Source organism: Streptomyces sp. NPDC060000, assembly GCF_042737375.1.
Taxonomy (GTDB): Bacteria; Actinomycetota; Actinomycetes; order Streptomycetales; family Streptomycetaceae; genus Streptomyces.
On record NZ_JBHWUU010000010.1, the window covers coordinates 24,364 to 47,572 of the forward strand.

Annotated in this window: 20 protein-coding genes and 1 pseudogene; 17 read left to right on the forward strand and 4 right to left on the reverse strand. The window is 70.6% G+C overall.

Going from position 1 to position 23,209, the window contains the following annotated elements:
* The first annotated feature begins 10 nt into the window (after positions 1-10).
* Positions 11-1,273 (forward strand): sulfite oxidase, encoded by a 1,263-nt coding sequence (locus tag ACFWBB_RS08040; protein ID WP_385268303.1) that lies wholly within the window; start codon positions 11-13, stop codon positions 1,271-1,273.
* A gap of 689 nt (positions 1,274-1,962) precedes the next feature.
* Here ACFWBB_RS08040 and ACFWBB_RS08045 read toward each other — a convergent pair.
* On the reverse strand, positions 1,963-2,844 hold the full coding sequence (locus ACFWBB_RS08045) for a helix-turn-helix domain-containing protein (RefSeq protein ID WP_385268305.1): 882 nt from the start codon (positions 2,842-2,844) through the stop codon (positions 1,963-1,965).
* A 184-nt stretch (positions 2,845-3,028) separates the two neighbouring features.
* Between ACFWBB_RS08045 and ACFWBB_RS08050 the strand changes: the two genes are divergently transcribed.
* From ACFWBB_RS08050 to ACFWBB_RS08110, 13 genes are all read left to right on the forward strand, one after another.
* Positions 3,029-4,045 carry a zinc-dependent alcohol dehydrogenase family protein gene (locus ACFWBB_RS08050; protein ID WP_385268307.1) on the forward strand — a complete coding sequence of 339 codons (1,017 nt, stop codon included), beginning with the start codon at positions 3,029-3,031 and terminating at the stop codon, positions 4,043-4,045.
* Between the two features lie 52 nt (positions 4,046-4,097).
* On the forward strand, positions 4,098-5,051 hold the full coding sequence (locus tag ACFWBB_RS08055; RefSeq protein ID WP_385268309.1) for an alpha/beta hydrolase: 954 nt from the start codon (positions 4,098-4,100) through the stop codon (positions 5,049-5,051).
* A 488-nt stretch (positions 5,052-5,539) separates the two neighbouring features.
* On the forward strand, positions 5,540-6,205 hold the full coding sequence (locus ACFWBB_RS08060; RefSeq protein WP_385268311.1) for an SDR family NAD(P)-dependent oxidoreductase: 666 nt from the start codon (positions 5,540-5,542) through the stop codon (positions 6,203-6,205).
* A 195-nt stretch (positions 6,206-6,400) separates the two neighbouring features.
* Complete coding sequence (locus tag ACFWBB_RS08065) at positions 6,401-6,748, forward strand: cyclophilin-like fold protein (RefSeq protein WP_385268313.1); 348 nt, start codon at positions 6,401-6,403, stop codon at positions 6,746-6,748.
* Between the two features lie 183 nt (positions 6,749-6,931).
* Complete coding sequence (locus ACFWBB_RS08070) at positions 6,932-8,188, forward strand: MFS transporter (protein ID WP_385268315.1); 1,257 nt, start codon at positions 6,932-6,934, stop codon at positions 8,186-8,188.
* 69 nt (positions 8,189-8,257) lie between these two features.
* Complete coding sequence (locus tag ACFWBB_RS08075) at positions 8,258-9,025, forward strand: SDR family oxidoreductase (RefSeq protein ID WP_385268317.1); 768 nt, start codon at positions 8,258-8,260, stop codon at positions 9,023-9,025.
* Between the two features lie 99 nt (positions 9,026-9,124).
* Positions 9,125-9,892, forward strand: a complete 768-nt coding sequence (locus tag ACFWBB_RS08080; RefSeq protein WP_385268319.1) for an SDR family NAD(P)-dependent oxidoreductase — start codon at positions 9,125-9,127, stop codon at positions 9,890-9,892.
* A 36-nt stretch (positions 9,893-9,928) separates the two neighbouring features.
* Positions 9,929-10,342 carry a cupin domain-containing protein gene (locus ACFWBB_RS08085; RefSeq protein ID WP_385268321.1) on the forward strand — a complete coding sequence of 138 codons (414 nt, stop codon included), beginning with the start codon at positions 9,929-9,931 and terminating at the stop codon, positions 10,340-10,342.
* A 395-nt stretch (positions 10,343-10,737) separates the two neighbouring features.
* A complete protein-coding gene (locus ACFWBB_RS08090) occupies positions 10,738-11,388 on the forward strand; it encodes a (2Fe-2S)-binding protein (protein ID WP_385268323.1) in 651 nt (216 codons plus the stop codon).
* A 12-nt stretch (positions 11,389-11,400) separates the two neighbouring features.
* Positions 11,401-12,381, forward strand: coding sequence for an FAD binding domain-containing protein (locus ACFWBB_RS08095; RefSeq protein WP_385268325.1), 981 nt, complete (start codon positions 11,401-11,403; stop codon positions 12,379-12,381).
* Positions 12,378-14,573 carry a xanthine dehydrogenase family protein molybdopterin-binding subunit gene (locus ACFWBB_RS08100; RefSeq protein ID WP_385268327.1) on the forward strand — a complete coding sequence of 732 codons (2,196 nt, stop codon included), beginning with the start codon at positions 12,378-12,380 and terminating at the stop codon, positions 14,571-14,573. Before ACFWBB_RS08095 ends, ACFWBB_RS08100 begins: the two co-directional genes overlap by 4 nt.
* A gap of 160 nt (positions 14,574-14,733) precedes the next feature.
* Positions 14,734-15,864, forward strand: a complete 1,131-nt coding sequence (locus ACFWBB_RS08105; RefSeq protein ID WP_385268329.1) for an XdhC family protein — start codon at positions 14,734-14,736, stop codon at positions 15,862-15,864.
* 9 nt (positions 15,865-15,873) lie between these two features.
* Positions 15,874-16,158, forward strand: a complete 285-nt coding sequence (locus ACFWBB_RS08110) for a hypothetical protein (protein WP_385268331.1) — start codon at positions 15,874-15,876, stop codon at positions 16,156-16,158.
* Between the two features lie 232 nt (positions 16,159-16,390).
* Here ACFWBB_RS08110 and ACFWBB_RS08115 read toward each other — a convergent pair whose 3' ends face one another.
* The 3 genes from ACFWBB_RS08115 to ACFWBB_RS08125 form a co-directional block, all read right to left on the reverse strand.
* Positions 16,391-18,703 (reverse strand): ABC transporter permease, encoded by a 2,313-nt coding sequence (locus ACFWBB_RS08115; protein WP_385268333.1) that lies wholly within the window; start codon positions 18,701-18,703, stop codon positions 16,391-16,393.
* A gap of 101 nt (positions 18,704-18,804) precedes the next feature.
* Positions 18,805-19,497 carry an ABC transporter ATP-binding protein gene (locus ACFWBB_RS08120; RefSeq protein ID WP_385268335.1) on the reverse strand — a complete coding sequence of 231 codons (693 nt, stop codon included), beginning with the start codon at positions 19,495-19,497 and terminating at the stop codon, positions 18,805-18,807.
* Positions 19,494-20,018, reverse strand: coding sequence for a PadR family transcriptional regulator (locus tag ACFWBB_RS08125; RefSeq protein WP_385268337.1), 525 nt, complete (start codon positions 20,016-20,018; stop codon positions 19,494-19,496). The genes ACFWBB_RS08120 and ACFWBB_RS08125 overlap by 4 nt, the downstream gene beginning before the upstream one ends.
* Positions 20,019-21,072: 1,054 nt before the next feature.
* Between ACFWBB_RS08125 and ACFWBB_RS08130 the strand changes: the two genes are divergently transcribed.
* The 3 genes and pseudogenes from ACFWBB_RS08130 to ACFWBB_RS08140 form a co-directional block, all read left to right on the forward strand.
* Positions 21,073-22,569, forward strand: coding sequence for an N-acetylmuramoyl-L-alanine amidase (locus ACFWBB_RS08130; protein WP_385268339.1), 1,497 nt, complete (start codon positions 21,073-21,075; stop codon positions 22,567-22,569).
* 83 nt (positions 22,570-22,652) lie between these two features.
* A complete protein-coding gene (locus ACFWBB_RS08135) occupies positions 22,653-22,862 on the forward strand; it encodes a hypothetical protein (RefSeq protein ID WP_385268341.1) in 210 nt (69 codons plus the stop codon).
* A gap of 9 nt (positions 22,863-22,871) precedes the next feature.
* A pseudogene (locus ACFWBB_RS08140) lies at positions 22,872-23,195 on the forward strand (L-dopachrome tautomerase-related protein); the annotation flags it as partial.
* Positions 23,196-23,209 lie beyond the last annotated feature (14 nt).

The following is a 23,209-nucleotide window of genomic DNA, read 5'->3' on the forward strand; positions in this document are numbered from 1 at the left end:
AGGCAGGCCCATGTCCATGTCTCCCACGCCCGAATCCGCCTACGACCGCCGCAGACTGCACCAGTGGCTGGCCGGCGAAGCCCGCGCCGACGGCGTCGCGCGGCGCGATCTGCTCCGCCTCACCGCCGCCGCCGGACTCACCACCACCGCCGTGGCCGCCTTCTCCGCCCAGGCGGCGGCAGCGACGTCGCCCGGCATCGTCAAGGCGCTCCCCGACGACTGGTTCACCATCCGGGGCACCAACGCCGAGACGAAGTTCGCCTCCCTCGCAGACAGCGGCTACCACACCCCTGTCGACCACTTCTTCGTCCGCAACCACACCTCCACCCCCGTCCTCGACGCCGCCGACTGGACCCTCACCGTCCACGGTGACGGCCTCACCCGCCCCACCCCCGTCGCGTTCACCCTCGCCGACCTGAAGAAGCTCCCCGCGGTCACCCGCACGGCGTTCGTCGAGTGCGCGGGCAACGGCCGCAGCTTCTTCACCTCCCAGCAGGACCAGACCGTCGCCGGCACGGCGTGGACGCTGGGCGCGATCGGCATCGCCCGCTGGCGCGGAGCCCGCCTCGCCGACGTCCTGCGACGGGCGGGGCTCGCCCGCGACGCCGTCGACGTGATGCCCCGCGGCCTCGACCCCGACTACGTCACCGCCGACGGCACGAACCTCGGCCGGGTCCGCCGCCCCCTGCCGGTGTCCAAGGCGCTCGACGACGTCCTCCTCGTCTACGAGATGAACGGCGAACCGCTGCCCTACGACCACGGCTTCCCCGTACGCGTCCTGGTCCCGAACTGGATCGGCATCGCGTCGATCAAGTGGGTCGGCGACATCGAGGTGTCCGCGCGACCTCTCTACTCGCCCTGGAACACCGACTTCTACCGGCTGTTCGGCAGTGCCCACCCCGACGGCGGCAGCGCCCCGCTGACGGGGCAGACCGTCAAGAGCGCCTGGGAGCTTCCCTGGGACGCGAGCCTCGAGGCGGGTGTCGCACACCGCCTGACCGGGCGTTCCTGGTCCGGTGCGGGTGGCGTCGTACGCGTCGACGTCAGCACCGACGGAGGCACCCACTGGCGGCGCGCCCGGCTGCACGACGCCCCGCGCCGCGCGGGCTGGGTGCGCTGGTCAACCGACTGGCGCCCGTCGGCCCCGGGCGCGTACACCCTGCTGGCCCGGGCCACCGACAGCGCCGGCCTTACCCAGCCGGACACCACCGTCCCGAACACCCAGGGCTATCTGTTCGACGCCGTCGTCAGGCATCCCGTACGGGCGGTGTGAGGGGAACGGACGAGCGTACGGCAGGACGGTGTTCCGGAGGCCTCTGGGGCGTGCGGGCCGCGTCTGTACGATGCTCGAGGCCGTGGAGCGGCATACGGGGTCCGTCCCGAGGATCTTCGCGATGCCGCCACAACGTGGGAGGGACCGCGCAGCGGTTCCACAACCAGAGGGAGTTCTCGTCCTGCGGCGCGGCCCGCTGGCCCGCGTCGTCCTCTGACGCACACGTCGGCCTTCCTCTGGGCAGAGGGCGTCAGTCGGCCGGTCATGGGGCGATGGCCCAGGTGACGGCTCGACGGCCATGGCCTGTGCCGGGCGCGACTTGCGCGCCAGAGCGTTCGGCGACGTCCAGGTCCGCGTCGGCCGAGTCGGGTACGGGCTGGCGACGTCGGTGCCGCACAGAGCCCGGCGGGGGGCCGGTCCCACAGACGGCACGTGTTCGAGGGGCGCGACCCCGCCAGGAACCAGTGACTGCACGCACACCTGCTGAGTGCGGATGCCGACGACGTCATGCCGACGGTGAGGAGGTCAAGGACTGCGGCTATGCCAGCCTCCGTATTCGGCAAGGGAGAAATTCCTGTCAGGCGACCGGCGCGATCCACAGGCCTGGGCGGCGTGTCGTGTCCTACTTCGAGGGCAACGAGTCGGCCCGCACCCCCGACCTGGTCTCCCGCAGCGGCGGCCCGTCGCGGTCAGCCGACGGGGGAGGAGGCCGGCAGGTCCTGGTCGGCTGCCCAGGAGGCCAGGATGCGCAGCCGTTCGTGGGTGGGGGAGCCGGGGGCGGCGGTCCAGACGGTGAGGTGCTGGTCGGGGTCGGTGCTTGCGGTGAGGGTGTCCCAGTCGAGGACGAGTTCGCCGACGACGGGATGGTTGAGGGTTTTGGTGCCCACGGTGCGGGCGGCGACGTGGTGATCGCCCCACCAGCGGGCGAACTGCTTGTCGCGCAGGGACAGTTCACCCACCAGCTCGATCAGGCGGGGGTCCTCCGGATACTTCGCGGCCTCCATGCGCAGCTGTGCCACGGAGATCTGTGCTGAAGCCTCCCAGTCGGCGTACAGGGTGCGCATCGCCGGATCGGTGAACTGGATCCGGGGATAGTTGCGGTGCTTTTCCGGGACGCGGGAGAAGTCGGTGACCAGAGCGGCGGCCAACGCGTTCCAGGCGAGGATGTCCCCGCGCCTGCCCTGTACGACGGCCGGGGTGGCGGTGAGGTCGTCCAGGACTCGTTGCAGCTGCGGCTGGACCTTCTGCCGACCGCGTCGCCGGGTGCGGCCGGTGGTCTTGCCCGCCAGCTGGAACAGATAGCCCCGCTCGTCGTCATCCAGATGGAGTACGCGGGCGAGAACGTCCAGCACGGGCGCCGACGCCTGCATGCGTCCCTGCTCGAGCCGGGTGTAGTAGTCGGTGCTGATGCTGGCCAGCTGGGCGACTTCCTCGCGGCGCAGTCCGTCCACCCGCCGGGGCCTGTCGGTCTCGGGCAGGCCGACCGTGCGCGGGCTCAGCTCCGAGCGGCGCTTCTTGAGGAATTCTCCCAGCTCATTGAGGGGGATGTTGGCGGTCATGCTTCCCAGCATGGCACCGATTCCATCAGGGAAAGGGGGGAGAATTCACTCCCAGGATGTTCCCGTCCCGGGATGGTTCTCTCCTCTTTTCGCGCTCGCCCTCGCGTATGAGGCTCGATATCGAGCAGCCGATCCCGACCCCGACCCCGACCCCGGCTGCGCGCTCACCGATCCCCGCACCGAAGGAAGCCCCCCAATGCGCGGAGCAGTCATCTACGCCCCCGGCGACGTGCGCTTCGAGAACCTCGTCGACCCGAAGATCATCCAACCGACAGACGCGGTGATCCGCACCGTCGCCACCTGTGTGTGCGGCTCGGACCTGTGGCCCTACCGCGGTGCGGAACCCATCGGCGACCCGCACCCGATGGGGCACGAGTACGTCGGCGTCGTCGAGGAGGTGGGCAGCGAGGTCGCCAACGTCAAGCCGGGCCAGTTCGTGGTCGGCTCCTTCGCCACCTCGGACAACACCTGTGCGAACTGTCGTAACGGCTGGCAGTCCAACTGCCTGCACCGCGAGTTCATGAGCACCTGCCAGGCCGACTACGTACGCATCCCCAACGCCCACGGCACCCTGGTCGCCACCGACGAGCACCCTGCCGGCGAGTTGGTGCCGAGCCTGCTCGCCGTCTCCGACGTGATGGGCACCGGCTGGTACGCCGCCCTCGCCGCCGAAGTGAAACCCGGCTCCACCGCGGTCGTGGTCGGTGACGGAGCGGTCGGCCTGTGCGGCGTCATCGCCGCCAGGGAACTCGGCGCCGAGCGGATCATCGCCATGAGCCGCCACGCGTCCCGCCAGGAACTCGCCCTCGAATTCGGCGCCACCGACATCGTCACCGAACGCGGCGACGAAGGCATCGCCCGCGTCAAGGACCTCACGGGCGGCATCGGCGCGGACTCCGTCCTGGAGTGCGTCGGCACCGCCGAGTCGATGCGGCAGGCCCTGCACTCCGCCCGGCCCGGCGGCAACGTCGGCTTCGTCGGCGTACCCCACGACGTGCAGGTCGACGGCCAGGAACTCTTCTTCTCCCACGTCGGCCTGCGCGGCGGCCCCGCCCCCGTACGCCGCTACCTGCCCGACCTGATCGACCGGGTCCTTTCCGGACGGATCAACCCGGGCAAGGTCTTCGACCTCACCCTGCCCCTGGAGCAGGTCGCCGAGGGCTACAAGGCGATGGACGAGCGCCGCGCCATCAAGGCCCTCCTCAAGCCCTGACCAGCCCGGTGACCGGCTGCCCCTGGCGAGCACCACAGGAATGAGACAAGAAATGCCTGCAGTGGACAACTACATCTTCGACCTGGACGAGAACGTCACCCGGAAGCCGGTGTCGTACGAGAACAGGTACGGGATCACCATCTCCGCGGACCTCTACCAGCCGAAGGACTTCGACGCCTCCCGGGAACACCCCGCGATCATCGTCGGCGCACCGTACGGCGGCGTGAAGGAGCAGGGCCCGGGCATCCACGCCCAGAACCTGGCCCGGCGAGGCTTCGTGGCCCTCGCCTTCGACCCCTCCTACAACGGCTACAGCGGAGGCGACCCGCGACACGTCTCCTCCGCCGACGTCTTCACCGAGGACTTCAGCGCGGCCGTCGACTACCTGGGCACCCGTGACTTCGTGAACCGGGACCGCATCGGCGTCGTAGGCATGTGCGGCAGCGGCGGCTTCGCGCTCAGCGCGGCCCAGGTCGACCGGCGCATCAAGGCGGTCGCCACGGTCGTCATGTACGACATCGCCCGGATCGCCTCGGAGGGCTGGCAGGGCTCCCTCACCGCGGAGGAGCGAGGCGCCATGCTCGACGCGATCGCCGAGCAGCGGTACGCGGACTTCGAGGCCCACGCCCCCGCCCTGACCCCGCGCGGCGCGCCCATCGGGTTCGACGAGAACACCAACCCGGTCGGCCGTGAGTTCGGCGAGTTCTACTCCACTCCTCGTGGCTACCACCCGAACTCCATCACCCAGTTCACGATGTCGAGCGGCATGTCGTTGATGAACTTTCCGCTGCTGTCGAAGATCGAGTGGATCTCGCCGCGGCCCATCCTGTTCGTCGTCGGCGAGAACGCCCACTCGCGGTACTTCAGCGAGGACGCCTACGAACTCGCGGCTGAACCGAAGGAGTTCCACGTCGTCCCGAACGCCGGCCACGTCGATCTGTACGACAGGACGGACCTGATCCCGTTCGACAAGCTGGAGGAGTTCTTCAGCAAGAGTCTGGCCTGATCGCACGCCGCGCATCGCGTAGGGCCGCACCGGACGGCGCCAGGCGCACATTGCCCTCGGCCTTCGGCCCTCGGCCACCGGCCACCGGTCTTCGGCCCTCGGCCACCGGCCACCGGCCTTCGGCCCTCGGCCACCGGCCACCGGTCTTCGGCCCTCGGCCACCGGCCACCGGTCTTCGGCCCTCGGCCACCGGCCACCGGTCTTCGGTCACCGGTCACCGGCCACCGGTCTTCGGTCACCGGTCACCGGCCACCGGTCTTCGGCCCTCGGCCACCGGCCACCGGTCTTCGGTCACCGGTCACCGGTCTTCGGCCACCGGCCACCGGCCAGTCTTCGGCCACCGGCCACCGGTCTTCGGTCTTCGGCCACCGGCCACCGGTCCTCGGCCCTCGGCCACCTCCCGCCCGGCACCCCCACTGCAGGGCCGCATCAACGGCAGCGCGGATGCGGGCGGGAGCCACCGCCTCACACAAGGAACGAGAAACCCCATGACGACCTTCGCGCTCATCGGCGCCGGCCCCGGTCTCGGGCTGGCCACCGCCCGCCGATTCGGCGTCGCCGGCCACACCGTCGCCCTCATCGCACGCAACGCCGAGCGCCTGGAGGAGATGACCGCCGAGCTGGCCCGCGACGGCATCCGGGCCCGCGGCTTCACCGCCGACGTGCTCGACATCGAGTCCCTGACCACGGCTCTGCACGCGGCGGGGACCGCCCTGGGGCCCATCGAGATCCTGCAGTACAGTCCGGTGCCCCGCGCCGACTTCATGAAGCCGGTCCTCGACACCGGCGCCGACGAGCTCGACGCACCCCTGGCCTTCTCCGTCAAGGGCCCTGTCACCTGCGTGAACGCCGTCCTGCCCGGCATGCGCGCCCTCGGCCGCGGCACCCTGCTGTTCGTCAACGGCTCCAGCGCCGTACGCCCCACCCCCAACGTCGCCGGCACCTCGATCGCCTTCGCCGCCGAAAGCGCCTACGCCGGCATGCTGCACGACGCGCTCACCCCGGAGAACATTTACACCGCCCAGCTGATCGTCCCGGGCGCGATCCGGCCCGACGCCGAGCACAGCAGCCCCGACGTCCTGGCCCAGCGTCTGTACGACATCCACCAGCAGCGGGACGGCTTCCGCCACTACGCCGAGCCCCTGCCCGACTAGCCCCTGGACGACGCCGTGAATCCCGCGCCCCTTCGCGCTTTCGCCCGTGTGATCCCGGCCGCCGCCCTGCTGCTGGTCGCCACCGCCTGCACCAACGATTCCCCTTCCCCTTCCTCCTCCTCTCCTTCCGAGCCCGTGTCGCCGCAGGCTTCGACAGCTCCGGCCGCCACCGCACCGACCGGCAGGACAACCGCCATGAACATTCGGCTCACGCTCAACGGCCACCGCATCGCGGCCACCCTGAACGACAGCGCTGCCGCCCGCGACTTCGCCGCCCAGCTCCCCCTCACCCTGTCACTGCGCGACTTCAACCAGGTCGAGAAGACCGCCGGCCTGCCGCGAAAGCTGTCCACCTCCGGTGCCCCGGAAGGCGCCGACCCCAAGGCCGGTGACCTGGCGTACTACGCACCCTGGGGCACCCTGGCCACCTACTACCGCGACGCCCCCTACGCGGCCGGCCTGGTCCCCCTCGGGCGCATGGCCGACGGCGGCGCCGAGCAGCTCGCCACCGCCGACGAGATCACCATCGAAGCCGCGCCCTGACCCGCCCCCCACCGCTCGCCCCGCACGGGAGGCCCCGCAAGAAGGGGGGAGGGGATCCTCCCCTTTTCGTCCGGTTCGGTTCATGGAACCGTCGAAGACCTGGCCGCGCAGTCCGCCGGCCGCCGTGACGGCTTCAGCCGCCACCTTGATTCGCCGTCTTCTACGCAAGGAGAGAGCACACGTATGCCTTCCGCGTCCGGGACCACCCCCGGCAAGCTTCCCTTCGTTGTCTGGGTGCTCGCCGCCGGCACGTTTCTGATGGGGACCACCGAGTTCGTCGTCGCCGGGCTGCTGCCGGAGCTGGCCGGTGACCTCGGAGTCAGCGTCTCCCACGCCGGCCTGCTGATCACCGCCTTCGCCATCGGCATGATCGTCGGTGCGCCGACGATGGCCATGGCGACCCTGCGCCTGCCTCAGCGCCAGACGCTGATCCTGGCCCTGGCCGTGTTCTGCCTCGGACATCTGGTCGCCGCCCTCAGCGCGTCCTTCACGGTCGTCCTCATCGCCCGCGTCGTCACGGCCCTGGCCACCGGAGCGTTCTGGTCCGTCGGCTTCGTCGTCGCCACCACCGCCGCGGGACCGAGCAACGCCACCCGCGCCACGGGCGTCATGATCGGCGGCCTGACCCTGGCCAACGTCGTCGGCGTGCCGATCGGCTCCTTCGCCGGACAGTTCACCGGCTGGCGCGGCCCCTTCTGGGCCCTGGCCGTCCTCTCCGGGCTCGCCGCCGTGTTCATCGGCCGCTTCATCCCGGCCCAGGGGCAGCGCGCCGAGGTGTCCCTCCGGGCCGAGGTCCGGGCTCTGCGGCACGGCCGGCTGTGGCTGGCGCTCGGCGCCGCGATGCTGATCATGGGCGGTGTGCTGGCGACGTACACGTACATCACACCGCTGCTGACCGACCGCGCCGGCATCCCCGCAGGCGCCGTACCGCTCGTCCTCATCGCCTTCGGCGTCGGCGCCCTGGGCGGAACCACCATCGGAGGCCGCCTGGGAGACCGACGTCCGATGGTCACCACCATCACGGCCGCAGCGGCCACCACTCTGGTCCTGCTCCTGATGATCCCGCTGTCCGGCAACCCGGTGACAGCCACCCTCCTCGTCTTCCTCATGGGCCTGACCGGCTTCACCGTCAACCCGGTCGTCACGGCCCTCGCCATGCGCTTCGCGGGCGACGCGCCCACCCTCACCTCGGCGCTGACCACCTCCGCCTTCAACACAGGCATCGCCGCCGGCTCGCTGATCGCCGGTACGGCCCTGGACTCCTCCCTCGGCCTGACCGGCCCGCCCCTGGTCGGCACCGTCATCGCCGCCCTCACGCTGCTGCCCCTGATCGCCCTCGCCGTCCACGGCTCGTCCCGCAAGGGCCGGATCGTGGCCCGGAGCAGCGCTCCCACGCACACGCGACACGACGAACCCGCGCAGGTGCCCTCGCAGCACTGACTCAAGCCCCGTTCCGCGTACTGCCGACACGTACCCGACGACGTACCAGCAAGCGAGAGGACTCTTCCCATGACCGTGAGCAACGCGACCTTCACCGGCAAGGCGGCCTTCGTGACCGGAGCCGGCTCCGGCATCGGCCGCGCCACCGCCGTCGCCTTCGCCCGCGCGGGCGCCCACGTCGCCCTCGCCGACCGGTCCCCGGACGGCCTGCGGGAGACCGCACGGCTCATCGAGGAAGCGGGCGGGCAGGCTCTGACCCTCGCCTGTGACGTCACCAGCGAAGACGACGTACGGTCCGCGCTGGACGACACCATTCAGGCGTTCGGACGGCTGGACGTCGCCTTCAACAACGCCGGCGTCGAACAGCCGGTCAAGCCGGCCGCGGACATCGAGAGGGACGAGTGGGACCGCGTCATCGGCGTCAGCCTGACCGGGATGTTCCTGTGCCTGAAGCACCAGATCCCCCTGATGCTCCAGCAGGGGGGCGGCGCCATCGTCAACGCCTCGTCGGGCGCCGGCGTCAAGGGCTTCAAGGGACAGGCCGCCTACGCCGCCGCGAAGCACGGTGTCATCGGCCTGACCCGCTCGACCGCCCTCGACTACGCGTCCTCCAACATCCGGGTCAACGCCGTCTGCCCCGGCATCATCGACACCGAGATGATCCAACGCTTCGCCGAAAGCACCCCCGGCGGACGGGACGCCCTGATCGCGGACGAGCCGATCGGACGCCTCGGCACACCGGACGAGATCGCGGCCGCCGTGCTCTGGCTCTCCTCGGACGCCGCTTCCTTCGCCACCGGGCACGCCCTGGTAGTCGACGGGGGCCAGACGGTCTGACGGGGTTCATGGCAAGGCGTCGTGCCGCCGCAAGCCCATCCGGGCAGCCCGGAGGCCACGCGCGCCGCCACACATCCGCTCTCGAACGGAGACCACGACGTGAACCCCACCTACGACTTCACCGGCCAGGTCGCCCTCGTCACCGGGGCCGGCGCCGGTATGGGCCTGGCGACCGCCCGCGCGTTCGCCACGTCCGGAGCCGCCGTCGCCCTGACCGACATCGACGAAGCTGCCCTGAACGCAACCGCGAAGGAACTCACCGACGCCGGCCACCACGTCCTCGCCCTCACCTGTGACGTCAGCGACGAGGACCAGGTCGCCGCCGCGGTCGACCGCACCGTGGAGACCTTCGGCCGCCTGGACATGGCCTACAACAACGCCGGCATCCAGATCCCGACCAGCGACGCCGCCGACGAACCCGCCGAACGGTTCGACCGCGTCAACGCCATCAACCTCCGCGGCGTGTGGGCCTGCATGAAACACGAGCTGCGGCACATGCGCACTCATGGCAGCGGCGTTATCGTCAACTGCTCCTCCCTCGGCGGCCTGGTCGGCCTCCCCGGCCGCGCCTCGTACCACGCCTCCAAGCACGGCGTCATCGGCCTGACGAGCAGCGCCGCCCTCGAATACGCCCCGCGCGGCATCCGGATCAACGCCGTCTGCCCCGGCACCATCGACACCCCCATGGTCAGTGACATGATCGCCAAGGGGGAGCTCGACCGTGCGGAGGCCGAGGCGAACCAGCCCGTCAACCGGCTCGGCACCGCCGAGGAAATCGCCCAGGCAGTCCTGTGGCTGTGCAGCCCCGGAGCGAGTTTCGTCGTCGGCGTCGCCCTCCCCGTGGACGGCGGTTACGTCGCCCGCTAGAGACGACCCACGCTCGAAGGAGACAGGAGAGACACCATGGAATTCATCAAGCAGCAGCCCACCAGCAAGGCCCCGGCGGACTGGTTCACCGGCGACGTCTGGTGGGACGTGATCGTGGCCGGCCAGGAGCCGTCCCGGTTGCGCGCCAACCTGGTGCGCTTCTCACCGGGCGCCCGCACCAACTGGCACTCCCACGCCCTGGGCCAGACCCTGCACATCGTTTCCGGCATCGCGCTGATCGGCACCCGGGACGGCACCGTCCTCGAGGCCCACCCCGGCGAGACCGTCGCGTGCCCGCCGAACGAGGAACACTGGCACGGCGCCGCCCCCGACCGGTTCATGGAGCACATCGCCATGTGGGAGGGCACAGGCGACGGCACCCCCGAGACCGCCTGGGCCGAGCCGGTCACCGACCAGCAGCACGACGGCCCTCGCACCCGCAACCGGTAGCCCCGCCCGTCGAGCACGCAACGCAGGCGCACACAGAACGGCACGGTGTCCTGGGGAGGACCGTGTCGGCGACCTGCTCGGAGCGGACGATCAGTCCGCCACGCACAACGACGTGGAGCGACGCTGACGCACCCGCACGCGGGGAGGCGACGCGGCTCTGTTCCGCCTCTTCCCGCGCGAAAGTGCCCCCGATGAGGTCGGCCAGTCGCTCCTGATGGAGCGTAGAGGGGGGGAGGAAAGTCTCCCTGCCACGAGCGTTGCCGGTGGTGCAAGACTTCCCGCGAGACCAGCTCCCTGTCGAGGTGAGCGGTCACCGATGCCCGTGGTGGCGACGATCCCGCCTGCTGTCCCTCTGTCGTGCACGACGGATCCGTCCGTGATGCGAAGGCGTACGTATGTCTGCTGAACTTTCTGAATTCGACGTTCCTCCCCCCACCGGAGCCGGCGAGCCCTCATCGGCGCCGACTCGGCGTACGTTCATCGCCACCAGCACCGCGGTCGGCGGTGCCGTGGTCGCGGGCGGTGTGATCGGCGGGACGATCCTCGCCGACGCGCAGGAGGTGAGCGCTGCGGAGGGGCCGCCCTCCAGTCGCGTCTCCCTGACGGTCAACGGCGCCCGCAGGACCGTGACGGTCGACAACCGCACCTCACTGCTGGATCTGCTGCGCGAGCACTTCGGCCTGACCGGCTCGAAGAAGGGCTGCAACGCCGGGGCCTGCGGGGCGTGCACGGTACTGGTCGACGGGCAGCGGCACAACGCCTGTCTGACGCTGGCCGTCCGTCTGGAGGGCGCCGAGGTCACCACGATCGAGGGCCTGGCCGACGGCGGCGAGCTCCACCCGTTGCAGCAGGCGTTCATCGATCAGGACGCCTTCCAGTGCGGCTACTGCACCCCGGGCCAGATCGTCTCCGGTGTGGGGTGCATCCAGGAGGGTCACACCGGTTCGCCGGAGGAGATCCGGGAGTGGATGAGCGGCAACATCTGCCGCTGCGGCTGCTACGTGAAGATCGTGCGCGCGGTGGAGCAGACCGCGGGCCGGAAGTAAGGAGCGGCCGCCATGCATCCCTTCACCTACACCCGGGTCTCCGACACCCGTGAAGCTCTCGAAGCCGGTCACGCGGGCGGTCGTTACATCGCCGGGGGCACCACCCTGGTCGACCTCATGCGCGAGACCGTCGAACGCCCCGAGTCCCTTGTCGACATCAGCGGCCTGCCGCTGGGCGAGATCACCGTCACCGAGCGCGGGGGCTTGCGCGTCGGCGCCCTGGTGACCATGTCCGAGGCCGCCGCCCACGCCAAGGTGCGCACCCTGTATCCCGTCGTCTCCGAGGCGCTGGAGCTGAGTGCTTCGGCGCAGCTGCGGAACATGGCGACCATCGGCGGCAACATCCTGCAGCGCACCCGGTGCACGTACTTCCGGGAAGTGACCGCCGACTGCAACAAGCGTGAGCCCGGCTCCGGTTGTGCCGCGCTGCACGGCGTCAACCGCACGCACGCCATCCTCGGGACCTCCGACGCCTGCGTGGCCACGCACCCGTCCGATGCCGCCGTGGCCTTCGCCGCCCTGGAGGCCCGGGTGCACCTGCTGGGCCCGGACGGGGCACGCCAAGTCCCCTTTGCCGACTTTCTGTTGCGGCCCGGCCATACCCCACACCGCGAACAGGTCCTGCGTAAAGGCGAGTTGATTACCGCCGTCGAGATCCCCGCTCTGTCGCGCCCGCTCAGGTCCGGCTATCTGAAGGTGCGTGACCGTCAGTCGTACGAGTTCGCCCTGATTTCGGCGGCCGTGGCGCTGCACGTACGCGGCGGGGTGATCCGCGAGGCCAGGGTCGCCGCGGGGGGAGTGGGAACCGTGCCCTGGAAGCTGCCCGCCGTCGAGCGGCACCTCGTCGGTGAACGCCCCTCGCCGGCCCTCTGGTCGGCCGCTGCCGCGAAGGCGGCGGACGGCGCCCGTCCCCTTCGGCACAACCGGTTCAAGGTCGAGTTGCTCAAGCGCGCCGTGGAACGTCAGCTGCGCGTCGTAGGAGGTACCAAGTGAGCCCCCAGCCGCAGGCAGCCGTGGGTGCGCCGCTGTCCCGGGTGGACGGCCGGCTGAAGGTCACGGGTCAGGCGTTGTACGCCGCCGAGCACGACGTCGACGGAGCCGTGCACGCCGTCATCGTCGACGCCGCAGTAGGCCGAGGCCGTATCACCGGCATCGACACCCGCGCCGCGGAAGCCCAGCAGGGCGTACTGAAGGTGATCCACCACCGCAACGCGCCGAAGCTGCCGTACCGCGACAACCCGGGGTCGAACAACCCGCCAGGCCGACGGCTTCGCGTCTTCCAGGACGACCGTGTCCGCTTCCACGGCCAGCCGGTCGCCGTCGTTGTGGCCACCACCCTGGAGGCCGCACAGCACGGTGCGAGCCTGGTCAAGGTCGGCTACGACGCCGAACAGCCCTCGACCGACCTCACCGCGGCCGAACCGGACGAGCCGACCCGCTACGCGCGCGGTGACGCCGAGGCCGCCCTGCGCACGGCGGCCGTACGGCTGGACCTGACCTACCGCACGGCGCGCAACCACCACAATCCGATGGAGCCGCACGCCACCATCGCCCGCTGGGACGGCGACAAGCTCACCGTGTGGGACAAGACCCAGTGGGTGGTGGGCACGCAGACAGAACTGGCCGCGGTGTTCGGCCTGGAGATGGACGCGGTGCGTGTCATCTCGCCGTTCGTCGGCGGCGGTTTCGGCACGGCACTGCGCTGCTGGCCGCACGTGGTCGTCGCCGCGCTGGCCGCCCGCGAGACGAAGCGGCCGGTCAAGCTCGCGCTGAGCCGCAAACAGATGTACCTCGGCACCGGGTTCCGGCCCTCGTACGCATACCGCCTGCGCCTGGGCAGCGACCGGCGCGGCCGTCTGTCCGCCGCGGTGCACGAGCTGGACGCCGAGACGTCGTCGTACGAGACGTTCACCGAGTCCATCCTGGCGGCCGGGCAGATGCTCTACAGCATGCCCAACGTGAGCCAGGCGCACCGGACGGTGCCGCTGGATCTGCCCACGCCGCTGTACATGCGCGGCCCCGGCTTCCAGACGGCGTCCTTCGTCATCGAGTCGGCCATGGACGAACTCGCCCACGAGCTCGGAGTCGACCCGATCGAGCTGCGCCGGCGCAACGAACCGAACGAGGACGAGTCGTCCGGGCTGCCGTTCTCCACCCGCCGGCTGCGCGAGTGCTACACCGTCGGCGCCCGCGAGTTCGGCTGGCACCGCCGCAACCCCGAGCCCCGCTCGACGCGGGACGGCGACTGGCTGATCGGCAGGGGGATGGCCGCCGGCGTCTACGACACCGCCCGCATGCCCGCCCAGGCCCGGGCCCGCCTGGACGCCGACGGCACCGCCCTGGTCGAGGCCGCCGCCACCGACATGGGCCCAGGCACCTACACCTCCCAGACCCAGGTCGCCGCCGACGCCCTCGGACTCACCGTGCGCACGGTCACCTTTCGCCTCGGCGACTCCCTCTACCCGCCGACCCCACCGCACGGCGGCTCCATGACCATGGCCAGCGTCGGCTCCGCCACTCTCGACGCCTGCGACAAGGTCCGCCGTCAGGCGATCAAGCTGGCCGTCGAGGACCGCGAGTCGCCGCTGTACGGGGTGGCGGCCGACGATGTCGTGGTCCGGGGCGGCCGACTGCACGTGAAGGACAATCCCACGCGCGGGGAGACATACCGGCTGCTACTGGCCCGCAACGACCGCACCCACCTGGAAGCGGAGGGCTCCTTCGCGCCGCCGTCGGGGCCGGAGCGGCACTCCTTCTACGCCTACAACGCGACCTTCGCCGAGGTGGCGGTGGATGCGACCCTGGGTCTGGTGCGGGTGCGGCGGGTGCTCGGCGTGTACGACGCGGGCCGCATCATCAGCCCCAAGCTCGCCGACAGCCAGGCCCTCGGCGGCATGGTCGGCGGCATCGGCACGGCCCTGCTCGAGCACACGGTCACCGACCACCGCGACGGCCGGATCGTCAACGCCAACCTCGCCGACTACCTCGTGCCCGTCAACGCCGACATCCCCGACCTCAAGGCGATCTACCTGGACGGCGAGGACCGCGAGGCCGACCCGCTCGGCGTCAAGGGACTCGGAGAGCTCGTGATGATCGGGGTGGCGCCCGCCATCGCCAACGCGGTCTTCAACGCCACCGGCCGCCGCATCCGCGAACTGCCCATCACCGCCGAGGCGTTGCTCTGATCCGCGGACTTCGGTCCGGCGCAGCACACACCGCTCGTCCGGCAGCCTGCCCCCCGTCCGGCTGCCGGACTTCCCAGGGCCGCCGCCGCGTGACGCCCCCCGCGCGTCGTGGCGGCGGCCCGCTCACCTTCCGACCCTGGTCCCGCCGTGGAGAACTGCCATGCTGAACATCGCGGACACACTGCACCGCTGGTGCCGCGAGGCACGCCCCTTCGCCCTGGCCACCGTCGTCGGTGTGCGCGGCAGCGCCCCTCTGCCGGTCGGTACGTCGGTCGCGGTGGACGAGGACGGCCACGCGGTCGGCAGCATCTCCGGCGGCTGCGTCGAAGCAGCGGTCTACGAACTGTGCCGACAGGTGCTCCGTGACCGGGGCGCTCCGCAGCGCGCCTGGTTCGGCTACTCCGACGACGACGCCTTCGCCGTCGGCCTGACCTGCGGCGGCGAACTCGACGTCTTCGTCCAGCGCATCGACCCCGCGGCCCAGCCGCACCTGCCCACGGCCCTCGCCGAGATCACTCAAGGGCGTCCGGCCGCCGTGGCACAGGTCGTGGACGGCCCGGAGCGACTCCTCGGCTCCACGCTGAGCGTGCTCGGCGGTGACCATGCCGCCCACGGGCGCGTGGACGGCGGGCCGACGGACCGGGCGGTGGCCGACCAGGCCAGGGCCCTGCTGCGGGCCGGCCGCACCGCCCGCGCCGACATCGGCGGGGCAGGGGACGGGTGCCCGGAGCACCTGTCCGTCCTCGTCCACGTCCATGCGTCCCGGCCGCGCCTGCTGGTCTTCGGCGCCGTCGACTTCGCCGCCGCCCTCAGCCAGGCCGGCCGCCTCCTCGGCTACCACGTCACCGTCTGCGACGCCCGCCCCGTCTTCGCCACCCCCGCGCGCTTCCCGCACGCGGACGAGGTGGTGGTCGACTGGCCCCACCGCTACCTGGAGCGCACGACCGTGGACGAGCGCACCGCCGTATGCGTCCTCACGCACGACGCCAAGTTCGACATCCCTCTGCTGCGCCTGGCACTCGACCTGCCCGTCGCCTACGTGGGGGCCATGGGCTCCAGGCGCACCCACGAGGAGCGCCTGCGGCTCCTGCGCGAGGAGGGCGTCGCGGAAGACGGGTTGGCCCGGCTGCGTTCCCCGATCGGCCTCGACCTCGGAGCCCGCACGCCCGAGGAGACGGCCGTGTCCATCACCGCGGAGATCATCGCCCAGGCCAACCAGGGCACGGGCCGGCCCCTGACCCAGGTCACCGGCCCGATCCACCGGCCCCCGAGGCTGACGAGCCACCGGTAGGCCGGCCTCATGAACTCTGCACTCGTTCACATCGAGCCTTGGTTCTGCCTCAACGTCCGTTGGAGACCTGTCGACTTCGTCAGTCCGTCCGGCAAGCACCGGGTGCCCGCGAAGGAACCTGGCGCGCTCGCCCACGATCTCCCTGGCGTCGGGACCTTCTCGCAGCAGGTCCACGGTCTCGGTGAGGTAGTCGTCCAGCGGCATGGACCTCTCGTCGTCCTGCTGGCCGAGGAGGGTGGTCCGCACGCCTGGGAGGATCGCGAACGTACCGAGTTCAGTGACCCACGGACGTGAGCGGCACCGCGAACAAGGTGCGGATGGCACATCGTCCCGCTCGCGGAAGCCTGGCGTTCCGGCGCCGACACCTGGACCGCGGACCAGCGCCGCGACTGCGGCGAACGACCTGTGCTCGACACCTGCCCTGTTCGCCCTGACGGTGACTGTGCCGACGCCGACCGGGCTTGCCCGCATGCAGGGGTGGGCTCCCCCTGGCAGGAGGAGCCCACTTCATGGGATGTGTGAGGGGTTATTCCGTGCGCAGGCCCGCAGGGCGCAACATGCGCAGGAGCGGCGGCAGGCTGAGCAGCGTGACCATGCCGACCACGGCCGCGCCCACGCCGGTCATGGTGAGCACGCTCGCCCAGTCCATGGTCACCGGTGTACGGGTCATCTTCAGCAGTAGTGCGCCGAGGGTGACGCCCACCGTCGTGGCCAGTACGAGGCCGAGTCCGACCGGGAGGGCTGTCTGCCACAGGACGGACAGGCTGAGTGTGTGGCGCCGGGTGCCGAGGGCGACCAGCGCGGAGAGCAGCTTCTTGCGTTCGCGCAGCTGTTCCAGCTGGGAGACCAGCAGGCTCGCTCCGATCAGTGCCAGCACGAAGGCGGAGCCGACGAACAGGCCGGTGCGGATGGAGGTGTACTTGGCGTCCTCCTGGGCCGCCGACCAGCCGAAGGTTTGTGCCAGGGGGTCGATGCGGGCGGCGACGTTGCGTATGTACTCCCGTGAGTCCGGCACCGAGGGGTCCAGACGCAGGTAGACACCGTCCGAGAACACCGCGGGCGCGGCCTCGTGGGGCAGGGCGGCGGGGGTGACCAGCAGACTGGTGTAGTCCTGCAGTGAGTCCTTACGCGCGTTCACCTCCCGAACGTTCGCCGGAACGGTCCAGGGCACCTCGAGGCCGCGTTCGGGGCCGTCGTAGGACGGGTCGATGTAGAGCTGCCGACCGGGCTTCACCAGGGCGATTTCGGATGCGTTGCTGGGGTCCGAGTAGCCGCTCCGCGTTCGCGTGATGAACACGTCACCGTCCTTGCAGGAGGGCAATGTGGCGAGTTCGCGCAGGGCGGCGCAGTTACCCACGGTCAGGCCGTCGCTGTTCTCCGGGTTGCGACGTGCGTCCCCGTACTGGGAGCGGGCCAGGGCCACCGCGGCCCGGACGCCCTTGGTGCCGGTGAACTCGCGCTCGATGCCGGACAGCGGCTTGGGGCCGCTGAAGTCGACCTGCATCTGGACCCGGCTCGGGTCCTTGCCGGTGTTCTCGGTGTACTGGCTCTGCGTTCCCGTGAAGAGCATCTGCAGCGCGATGGCCCCGGCCACCGCCACGGCGATGCCGTTGACCATCCGGGCGGCAGTGCCGCTACTCAGCTGCAGCCGTCGCACGGCCAGTTGCCAGGACAGCGGGCCCTTGCCGAGCCGGACGACGGCCGCCTCCACGACCCAGGGCAGCAGGGCGGTGATGCCGATCAGCAACATCAGGACGCCGCCGATGACGAGGTACTGGCTGAAGTTTCCGTTCTTGTGGCCTTGGCCGATCATCGGGTAGAGCATCGCGAGGCCGGCCAGAGGCGGCAGCAGCCGCCACCACAGCCGGCGGCGGCTCTGCTTGGCCGCGCGCACGACACCGAGGGGTTCGACGACCACGCCGCGCATCGCGAGCAGCGTGACCAGCACCGCGGCGACCGGCACCGCCACCGCCACCAGCGCGGCAAGCGCGGGAGTGGGGTCGAGGTAGCCGGGCCAGACGCTCACGCCCAGCAACTCGCCGGTGCCCAGCTTCTGGCGGCCGAGCAGGAAGAACCCGGTGCCCACGATCAGGCCGAGCAGGGCTCCGGCCAGCGCCTCGCCCGCCGCGATCCGCCGGGTCATCCCCCGGTCGGAGCCGACCAGGCGCAGCGCGGCGAGGCGGCGGTCGCGGCGTTCGCCGCCGAAGCGGACGGCGGCGGCGATGAACACGGCGACCGGCGTCAGCAGCACCACGAACACGACCAGGACCATGAGCAGCAGCACCGGGTCGGTCTTCTCGGGCGTCGCGTCCGGTTTGCCGAACTTGGCCAGCCGCGTCACCAGCGAGGAGTCCGTGAGCTTCAACCCCGAGGCGCCCGCGTAGTAAGCCAGTTCGTGCGAGCCGATCAGCCCGCTCTCGCCGATCGTGCCGGTGATCTTGTACGGCAGACGCTCCCGCAACAGTTTCGCGTCGTCCGAGTCCAGCAAATCCTCGAGCGCGGGGGAGACCACCATCTCGCCCTTACCCGGGAAGCGGTCGACCCCCGGAGGCAGCGGCGCCCGCCTGCCCTCGGGTTCGACGAACCGGCCCTGGATGTCGTCGTCGTGCCAGGTGGTGTCGGCGTGGGCGATCAGGAGAGTGTTGTCGGCCTTGGGCGGGACCGTCCGGGAGTACACGTCGGCGTAGCGGGCGTCCTCCACCTTGCTGCGGGAGGCGAACACGTTGGGCATCGCGGTGCACAACAGGAGCAGGGCCACGCCGAGGCCGACGCCGACCGCTGTCAGCGTCATTCGGACCCAGCCCTCGCGGCCGCCGGTGACGGCGAACCGGGCTCCCATGGCCAGGTCTCTGGACCTCCCCCACGCTCGGTTTCTCCCCCACTCCCGGCTTCGCTCGAGCGGGGGGACCCCCATGTGCGGGAGGTGCAACCTGCGCGGACTCATATGGCGCGCTCCATGTCCCGGGACTTGCCGTCGCGTACGACGATCTCGCGGTCGGAGTAGGCGGCCACCCGTGTCTCGTGGGTGACGAGGACGACGGCGGCGTTGGTGGAGCGGGCCGCGTCGGTGAGCAGTTCCATCACGCGCTCGCCGTTGTTGGAGTCGAGCGCGCCGGTCGGTTCGTCGGCGAACAGTACCCGGGGGCCGGTGACCAGCGCGCGTGCCACGGCGACGCGCTGGCCCTGGCCGCCGGAGACCGTGCCGGGCCGCTTGGCCTTCAGGTCGTCGACCTCCAGGCGTTCCATCCAGCCGAGCGCCGCACGCTCGGCCTGCTTGCGGGAAGTGCCGTTCAGCCTGAGCGGCAGGGCGACGTTCTCCACGCAGGTCAGTTCCGGCACGAGCTGCCCGAACTGGAACACGAAGCCGAACTCGGAGCGGCGCAGCGCGCTGCGCTGGGCGTCGCTCATCGTCGTCACCTCACGCCCGTTGTAGGTGATCGACCCGGAGTCGGGCGGCAGGATGCCCGCGAGGCAGTGCAGCAGCGTCGACTTGCCGGAGCCGGAGGGGCCCATGACGGCGACGACCTCGCCGGGATGGATGGAGAACCCGGCGCCGTCGAGGGCGTGGGTGTGCCCGTAGGTCTTGCGCAGGTCCTGCGCGGTGAGCAGGGAACCAGGGGGAGAAGTGGTCATCGGGTCACAGCCTCACGGAGTTTGTCGAGTCGGGCGGCGGTCAGTTCCAGCCAGCGCAGGTCGGCCTCGAGGTGGAAGAGGGCGTGGTCGCAGATCAGCTGGTCCGCAAGATCGCCGCCCCGCTTGCGGTCGGTCAGGATGCGCATGCTGCGCAGGTGCTCGGAGCGTTGCGTGTCCAGGACGTCGGCGGCGTCCCGGTGGGTGAGCAGCGCGAGGACGACTTTGGTGTAGAGGGCCGACTGGAGGTACTCCTCCGGCTTCTGCGGGGTCGCGAGCCACTGCTCTACGTCGGTGATGCCGGCGTCGGTGATCGCGTAGCGCTTGCGCTCCGGGCCGCCGCCGGCCTCGATCCCGTCGACCTCGACGAGGCCGTTCTTCAGCAGCCGGGACATCGTCGAGTAGACCTGGCCGTAGTGCAGCGGCCGGTCGTGACCGAACGTCTCGTCGAAGGCCCGCTTCAGGTCGTAACCGTGTCGCGGGCCGGACTCCAGGAGCCCCAAAAGGGTGTGACCGATGGACATGAGCACACTATACACACCGTGTATACGCCGCGTGTATACGCCGCGTGTGTAGCTCGTGGCGGGGTGCTCACATCCGTGGCCTCGGCCTCGACGAGCTCCTGCAGGATGCGCTCGCACGACACTCTGATTGCTTCAAGACTTGCGCGATGGCCTGCCAGAGTGGCCGGCAGCAACCCCTGCCCCAAGGGGGCGAGTTGGCCGTGTAGATTCCCTTCCCGGACCCAGGCGACTGAGATACGCGCTGCCTTCTGTGGGTCCGCCGTCTGTTGATCCGACTGTGCATGGGGTGGGCTGCGTGAAGCGGCGTGTGGTGTGGGGTGCGGTCGCTGTGGCGACCGCGGTGTCAGCAGGAGTGGTTGTCGTCCAGATGAGGGACGCTCCTGACTCGCAGTCGGAGGCGAAGGGGCTGGGCGAGCCGGTCGTGACACATGTGCGGTCGACCGCTCTGGGTGCCGATGACGCCGGCCGGGTATCGCTGAGCCGGCATGATGTCGAACCGTTCAGCATGTTGCGGCTGTCGTGGGACGACCCGCGGTCGCGTCTTCAAAGTCCGGTCGAGGCCCGGGTCCATACGGTGGAGACTCAGAAGTGGTCCTCCTGGGTGACGCTGGAGTCGGACGGCGGAGGCGGGGAGGACGCTCCGCGCCAGGGGATGCGCGGGGCCACGGACCCGGCTTGGTTCGGCCCGTCGGACGGAGTGGAGATAAAGGTCGCCGCCGGCGGCACGTTGCCCGACGGGCTGCGGTTGGACGTGGTCGATCCCGGCGCCTCCCCCCACACGGGAATGGAGGCAGCGGCCTACGTGATGGCGGGGGAGAGCCCCGAGCCCGATGACACGCCCACCGACCCTGTCGCATCCTCAACCTCCCCGGTGGAGACGCTCGAGCCCTCAGCGACACCGTCCACACCTGAGGACGAAACGTCGGCCACCCCAGCACCCACTGCCTCGGAGGCTTCCCCTCAGGCCAGTTCGTCTCTCCCGACATCGGCAGCGCCCTCGACGTCGCAGACGCCCGCAGCGTCGCCGAGCACGACGGCCGGACCTACGTCCACCGTGCCGCAGCCCCCCATCGTGAACCGGGCGGAGTGGGGAGCGGACGAGTCCCTCAACGACGACGCCCCCGAGTACGGCACGACCATCAACGCCGTGTTCATTCACCACACCGCCCAGACCAACACCTATTCCTGCGCCGATTCCCCGGCCATCGTGCGGGGCCTGCGGGCCCTGCATCTGAACCAGGGCTGGAAGGACATCGGCTACAACTTCGTCGTCGACAAGTGCGGCACGATCTTCGAGGGCCGCAAAGGCGGCATCGACCGGCCGGTGATCGGTGCGCAGGCCGAGGGATTCAACACCAACACCACGGGTATCGCCGTCATCGGCACCTACACGGCTGAGGACGCCCCCGGCGCGGCGAAGGCCTCTTTGGCCCGTCTGGCGGCGTGGAAGCTCGGCCAGTACAAGGTGGATCCCCTGGGGAAGGTGACGCTGACGGCCGGCAAGGCCAACGGCAAGTTCGCACTCGGGCAGTCCGCGGTCTTCAACCGGATCTCCGGCCACCGCGACGCCTACGCGACAGAATGCCCGGGTACGGCCCTGTACAACCAGTTGCCGACCCTGCGTGCCTGGGCCGCCGGCCCCGTTGCCGGGCTCGCCATCAAGTCAGTCACCGGCGCGACCCTGTCGGGGAGCACCTATCTGACCAAGGGATCCATCAGCGTCAACTGGGCTGCCACCACGCCGACCTCCCTCATCACGAAGTACGAGGTCCTCGTCGACGGCAAGAGTGCCGCCGCCAAGACCGGGACCGCGACCTCCGCAGCCGTCACCCTCGCGGCCGGCAGCCACACCGTGCAGGTCCGCGCGACCCACCAGTCCGGCAAGACCACCACCACCTCCGGCATCGCGGTGACGGCGGAGACCACCCCGCCGGTGTTCAGCACCAAGCCGACACTGTCCCTTCGTACGGGAACCGTCGACACCACCGCCGTCCCGGTCACCCTCGCCTGGAAGGCCACCGACGCCGCGGGCCTGAAGGAGGTCCGCCTGACCACCCCCGCAGCGAAGACATACGGTCCCACCACGGCGAGCGCCCCTCTCACCGCCAAGTCCGGTGCGGCCACCTCCTTCAGCCTCACCGCCCAGGACCTGGCGGGCAACACCGCCGCTGCTACGACATCGGGCACTGCGGTGATCGTCCAGGAGACGGCCGCCACGAAGACCGGCACCTGGACCAAGAAGGCTTCCAGCAGCTACCTCGGCGGCGCCTCGCTCAGCAGTTCTGCGAAGAACGCCTCGCTGAGCTGGACGTTCACCGGCCGCTCGGTGGCCTGGATCGTCTCGCGCGCCGCCACCTCGGGACAGGCCGTCATCTACGTCGACGGAACCAAGAGCGCGACCGTCGACCTGAAGTCGAGCACCACGGCCTACCGCAACGCCCTCTGGACCAAGAGCTGGTCCTCCGCCGGCAAGCACACCGTCAAGATCGTTGTCTCCGCGACGAGCGGGCGTCCCGCCGTCACCACCGACGGCATCGCCTACCTGCGGTAGGAGCCTGAAGAACGCAACCGCACCCTCGGCGAAACCGAAAGGGCTCGTGCCCGACCCCGGTCGGACACGAGCCCTTTCGGTTCGTGGCGATCTCCCGCCGCTCAGCGCACGAACGGCACGCCGATTTCCCGAGGACACCACTGCGGGTGGTCGGCTTTCTCGTCACGGCCGCGCTGAGCCTGTGTGCCGCCCTCCTGGCCCTGCGCATCGGCGACCGCCACGTCCGGAAGGCGTACGAGGCCGACGCCGCGCACCACGAGTCCGTACCAGTGGGCCCCGCCGAGGATCCCTGACGGCTCCGTATGTTGGGTGTCCGGTGGCTGGACTTCGAGGTCCGAGGACTGGCCGGGCACTTCCAGGCGGTGCGGTGCGTCGTCGTCGACCCCGCCGACCGCCTGTGGATGCCCGACACCGGGAGCCCGCTGTTCGCCGCATCCTCGTACGGCGGTCCGAAATTGGTCGCGGTCGACCCGCGCACCAACCGGATCGTCCGGAAGATCCTGTTCCCGTCCGACGTGGTGACGTCCGACAGCCACCCCAACGACGTGCGCTTCGACCCGCGGCGAGGGGCCGAGGGCACGGCGTTCATCACCGACTCGGGCGGGACCGACGGCATTGTCGTCGTCGACCTCACCAGCCA

Bases quoted from the DNA above. Each gene is read 5' to 3' on its own strand.
- ACFWBB_RS08040 (WP_385268303.1), top strand. From the start codon at position 11: ATGTCCATGTCTCCCACGCCCGAATCCGCCTACGACCGCCGCAGACTG.
- ACFWBB_RS08045 (WP_385268305.1), bottom strand. From the start codon at position 2,844: ATGCTGGGAAGCATGACCGCCAACATCCCCCTCAATGAGCTGGGAGAA.
- ACFWBB_RS08050 (WP_385268307.1), top strand. From the start codon at position 3,029: ATGCGCGGAGCAGTCATCTACGCCCCCGGCGACGTGCGCTTCGAGAAC.
- ACFWBB_RS08055 (WP_385268309.1), top strand. From the start codon at position 4,098: ATGCCTGCAGTGGACAACTACATCTTCGACCTGGACGAGAACGTCACC.
- ACFWBB_RS08060 (WP_385268311.1), top strand. From the start codon at position 5,540: ATGACGACCTTCGCGCTCATCGGCGCCGGCCCCGGTCTCGGGCTGGCC.
- ACFWBB_RS08065 (WP_385268313.1), top strand. From the start codon at position 6,401: ATGAACATTCGGCTCACGCTCAACGGCCACCGCATCGCGGCCACCCTG.
- ACFWBB_RS08070 (WP_385268315.1), top strand. From the start codon at position 6,932: ATGCCTTCCGCGTCCGGGACCACCCCCGGCAAGCTTCCCTTCGTTGTC.
- ACFWBB_RS08075 (WP_385268317.1), top strand. From the start codon at position 8,258: ATGACCGTGAGCAACGCGACCTTCACCGGCAAGGCGGCCTTCGTGACC.
- ACFWBB_RS08085 (WP_385268321.1), top strand. From the start codon at position 9,929: ATGGAATTCATCAAGCAGCAGCCCACCAGCAAGGCCCCGGCGGACTGG.
- ACFWBB_RS08090 (WP_385268323.1), top strand. From the start codon at position 10,738: ATGTCTGCTGAACTTTCTGAATTCGACGTTCCTCCCCCCACCGGAGCC.
- ACFWBB_RS08095 (WP_385268325.1), top strand. From the start codon at position 11,401: ATGCATCCCTTCACCTACACCCGGGTCTCCGACACCCGTGAAGCTCTC.
- ACFWBB_RS08105 (WP_385268329.1), top strand. From the start codon at position 14,734: ATGCTGAACATCGCGGACACACTGCACCGCTGGTGCCGCGAGGCACGC.
- ACFWBB_RS08110 (WP_385268331.1), top strand. From the start codon at position 15,874: ATGAACTCTGCACTCGTTCACATCGAGCCTTGGTTCTGCCTCAACGTC.
- ACFWBB_RS08115 (WP_385268333.1), bottom strand. From the start codon at position 18,703: ATGGGAGCCCGGTTCGCCGTCACCGGCGGCCGCGAGGGCTGGGTCCGA.
- ACFWBB_RS08120 (WP_385268335.1), bottom strand. From the start codon at position 19,497: ATGACCACTTCTCCCCCTGGTTCCCTGCTCACCGCGCAGGACCTGCGC.
- ACFWBB_RS08125 (WP_385268337.1), bottom strand. From the start codon at position 20,018: ATGTCCATCGGTCACACCCTTTTGGGGCTCCTGGAGTCCGGCCCGCGA.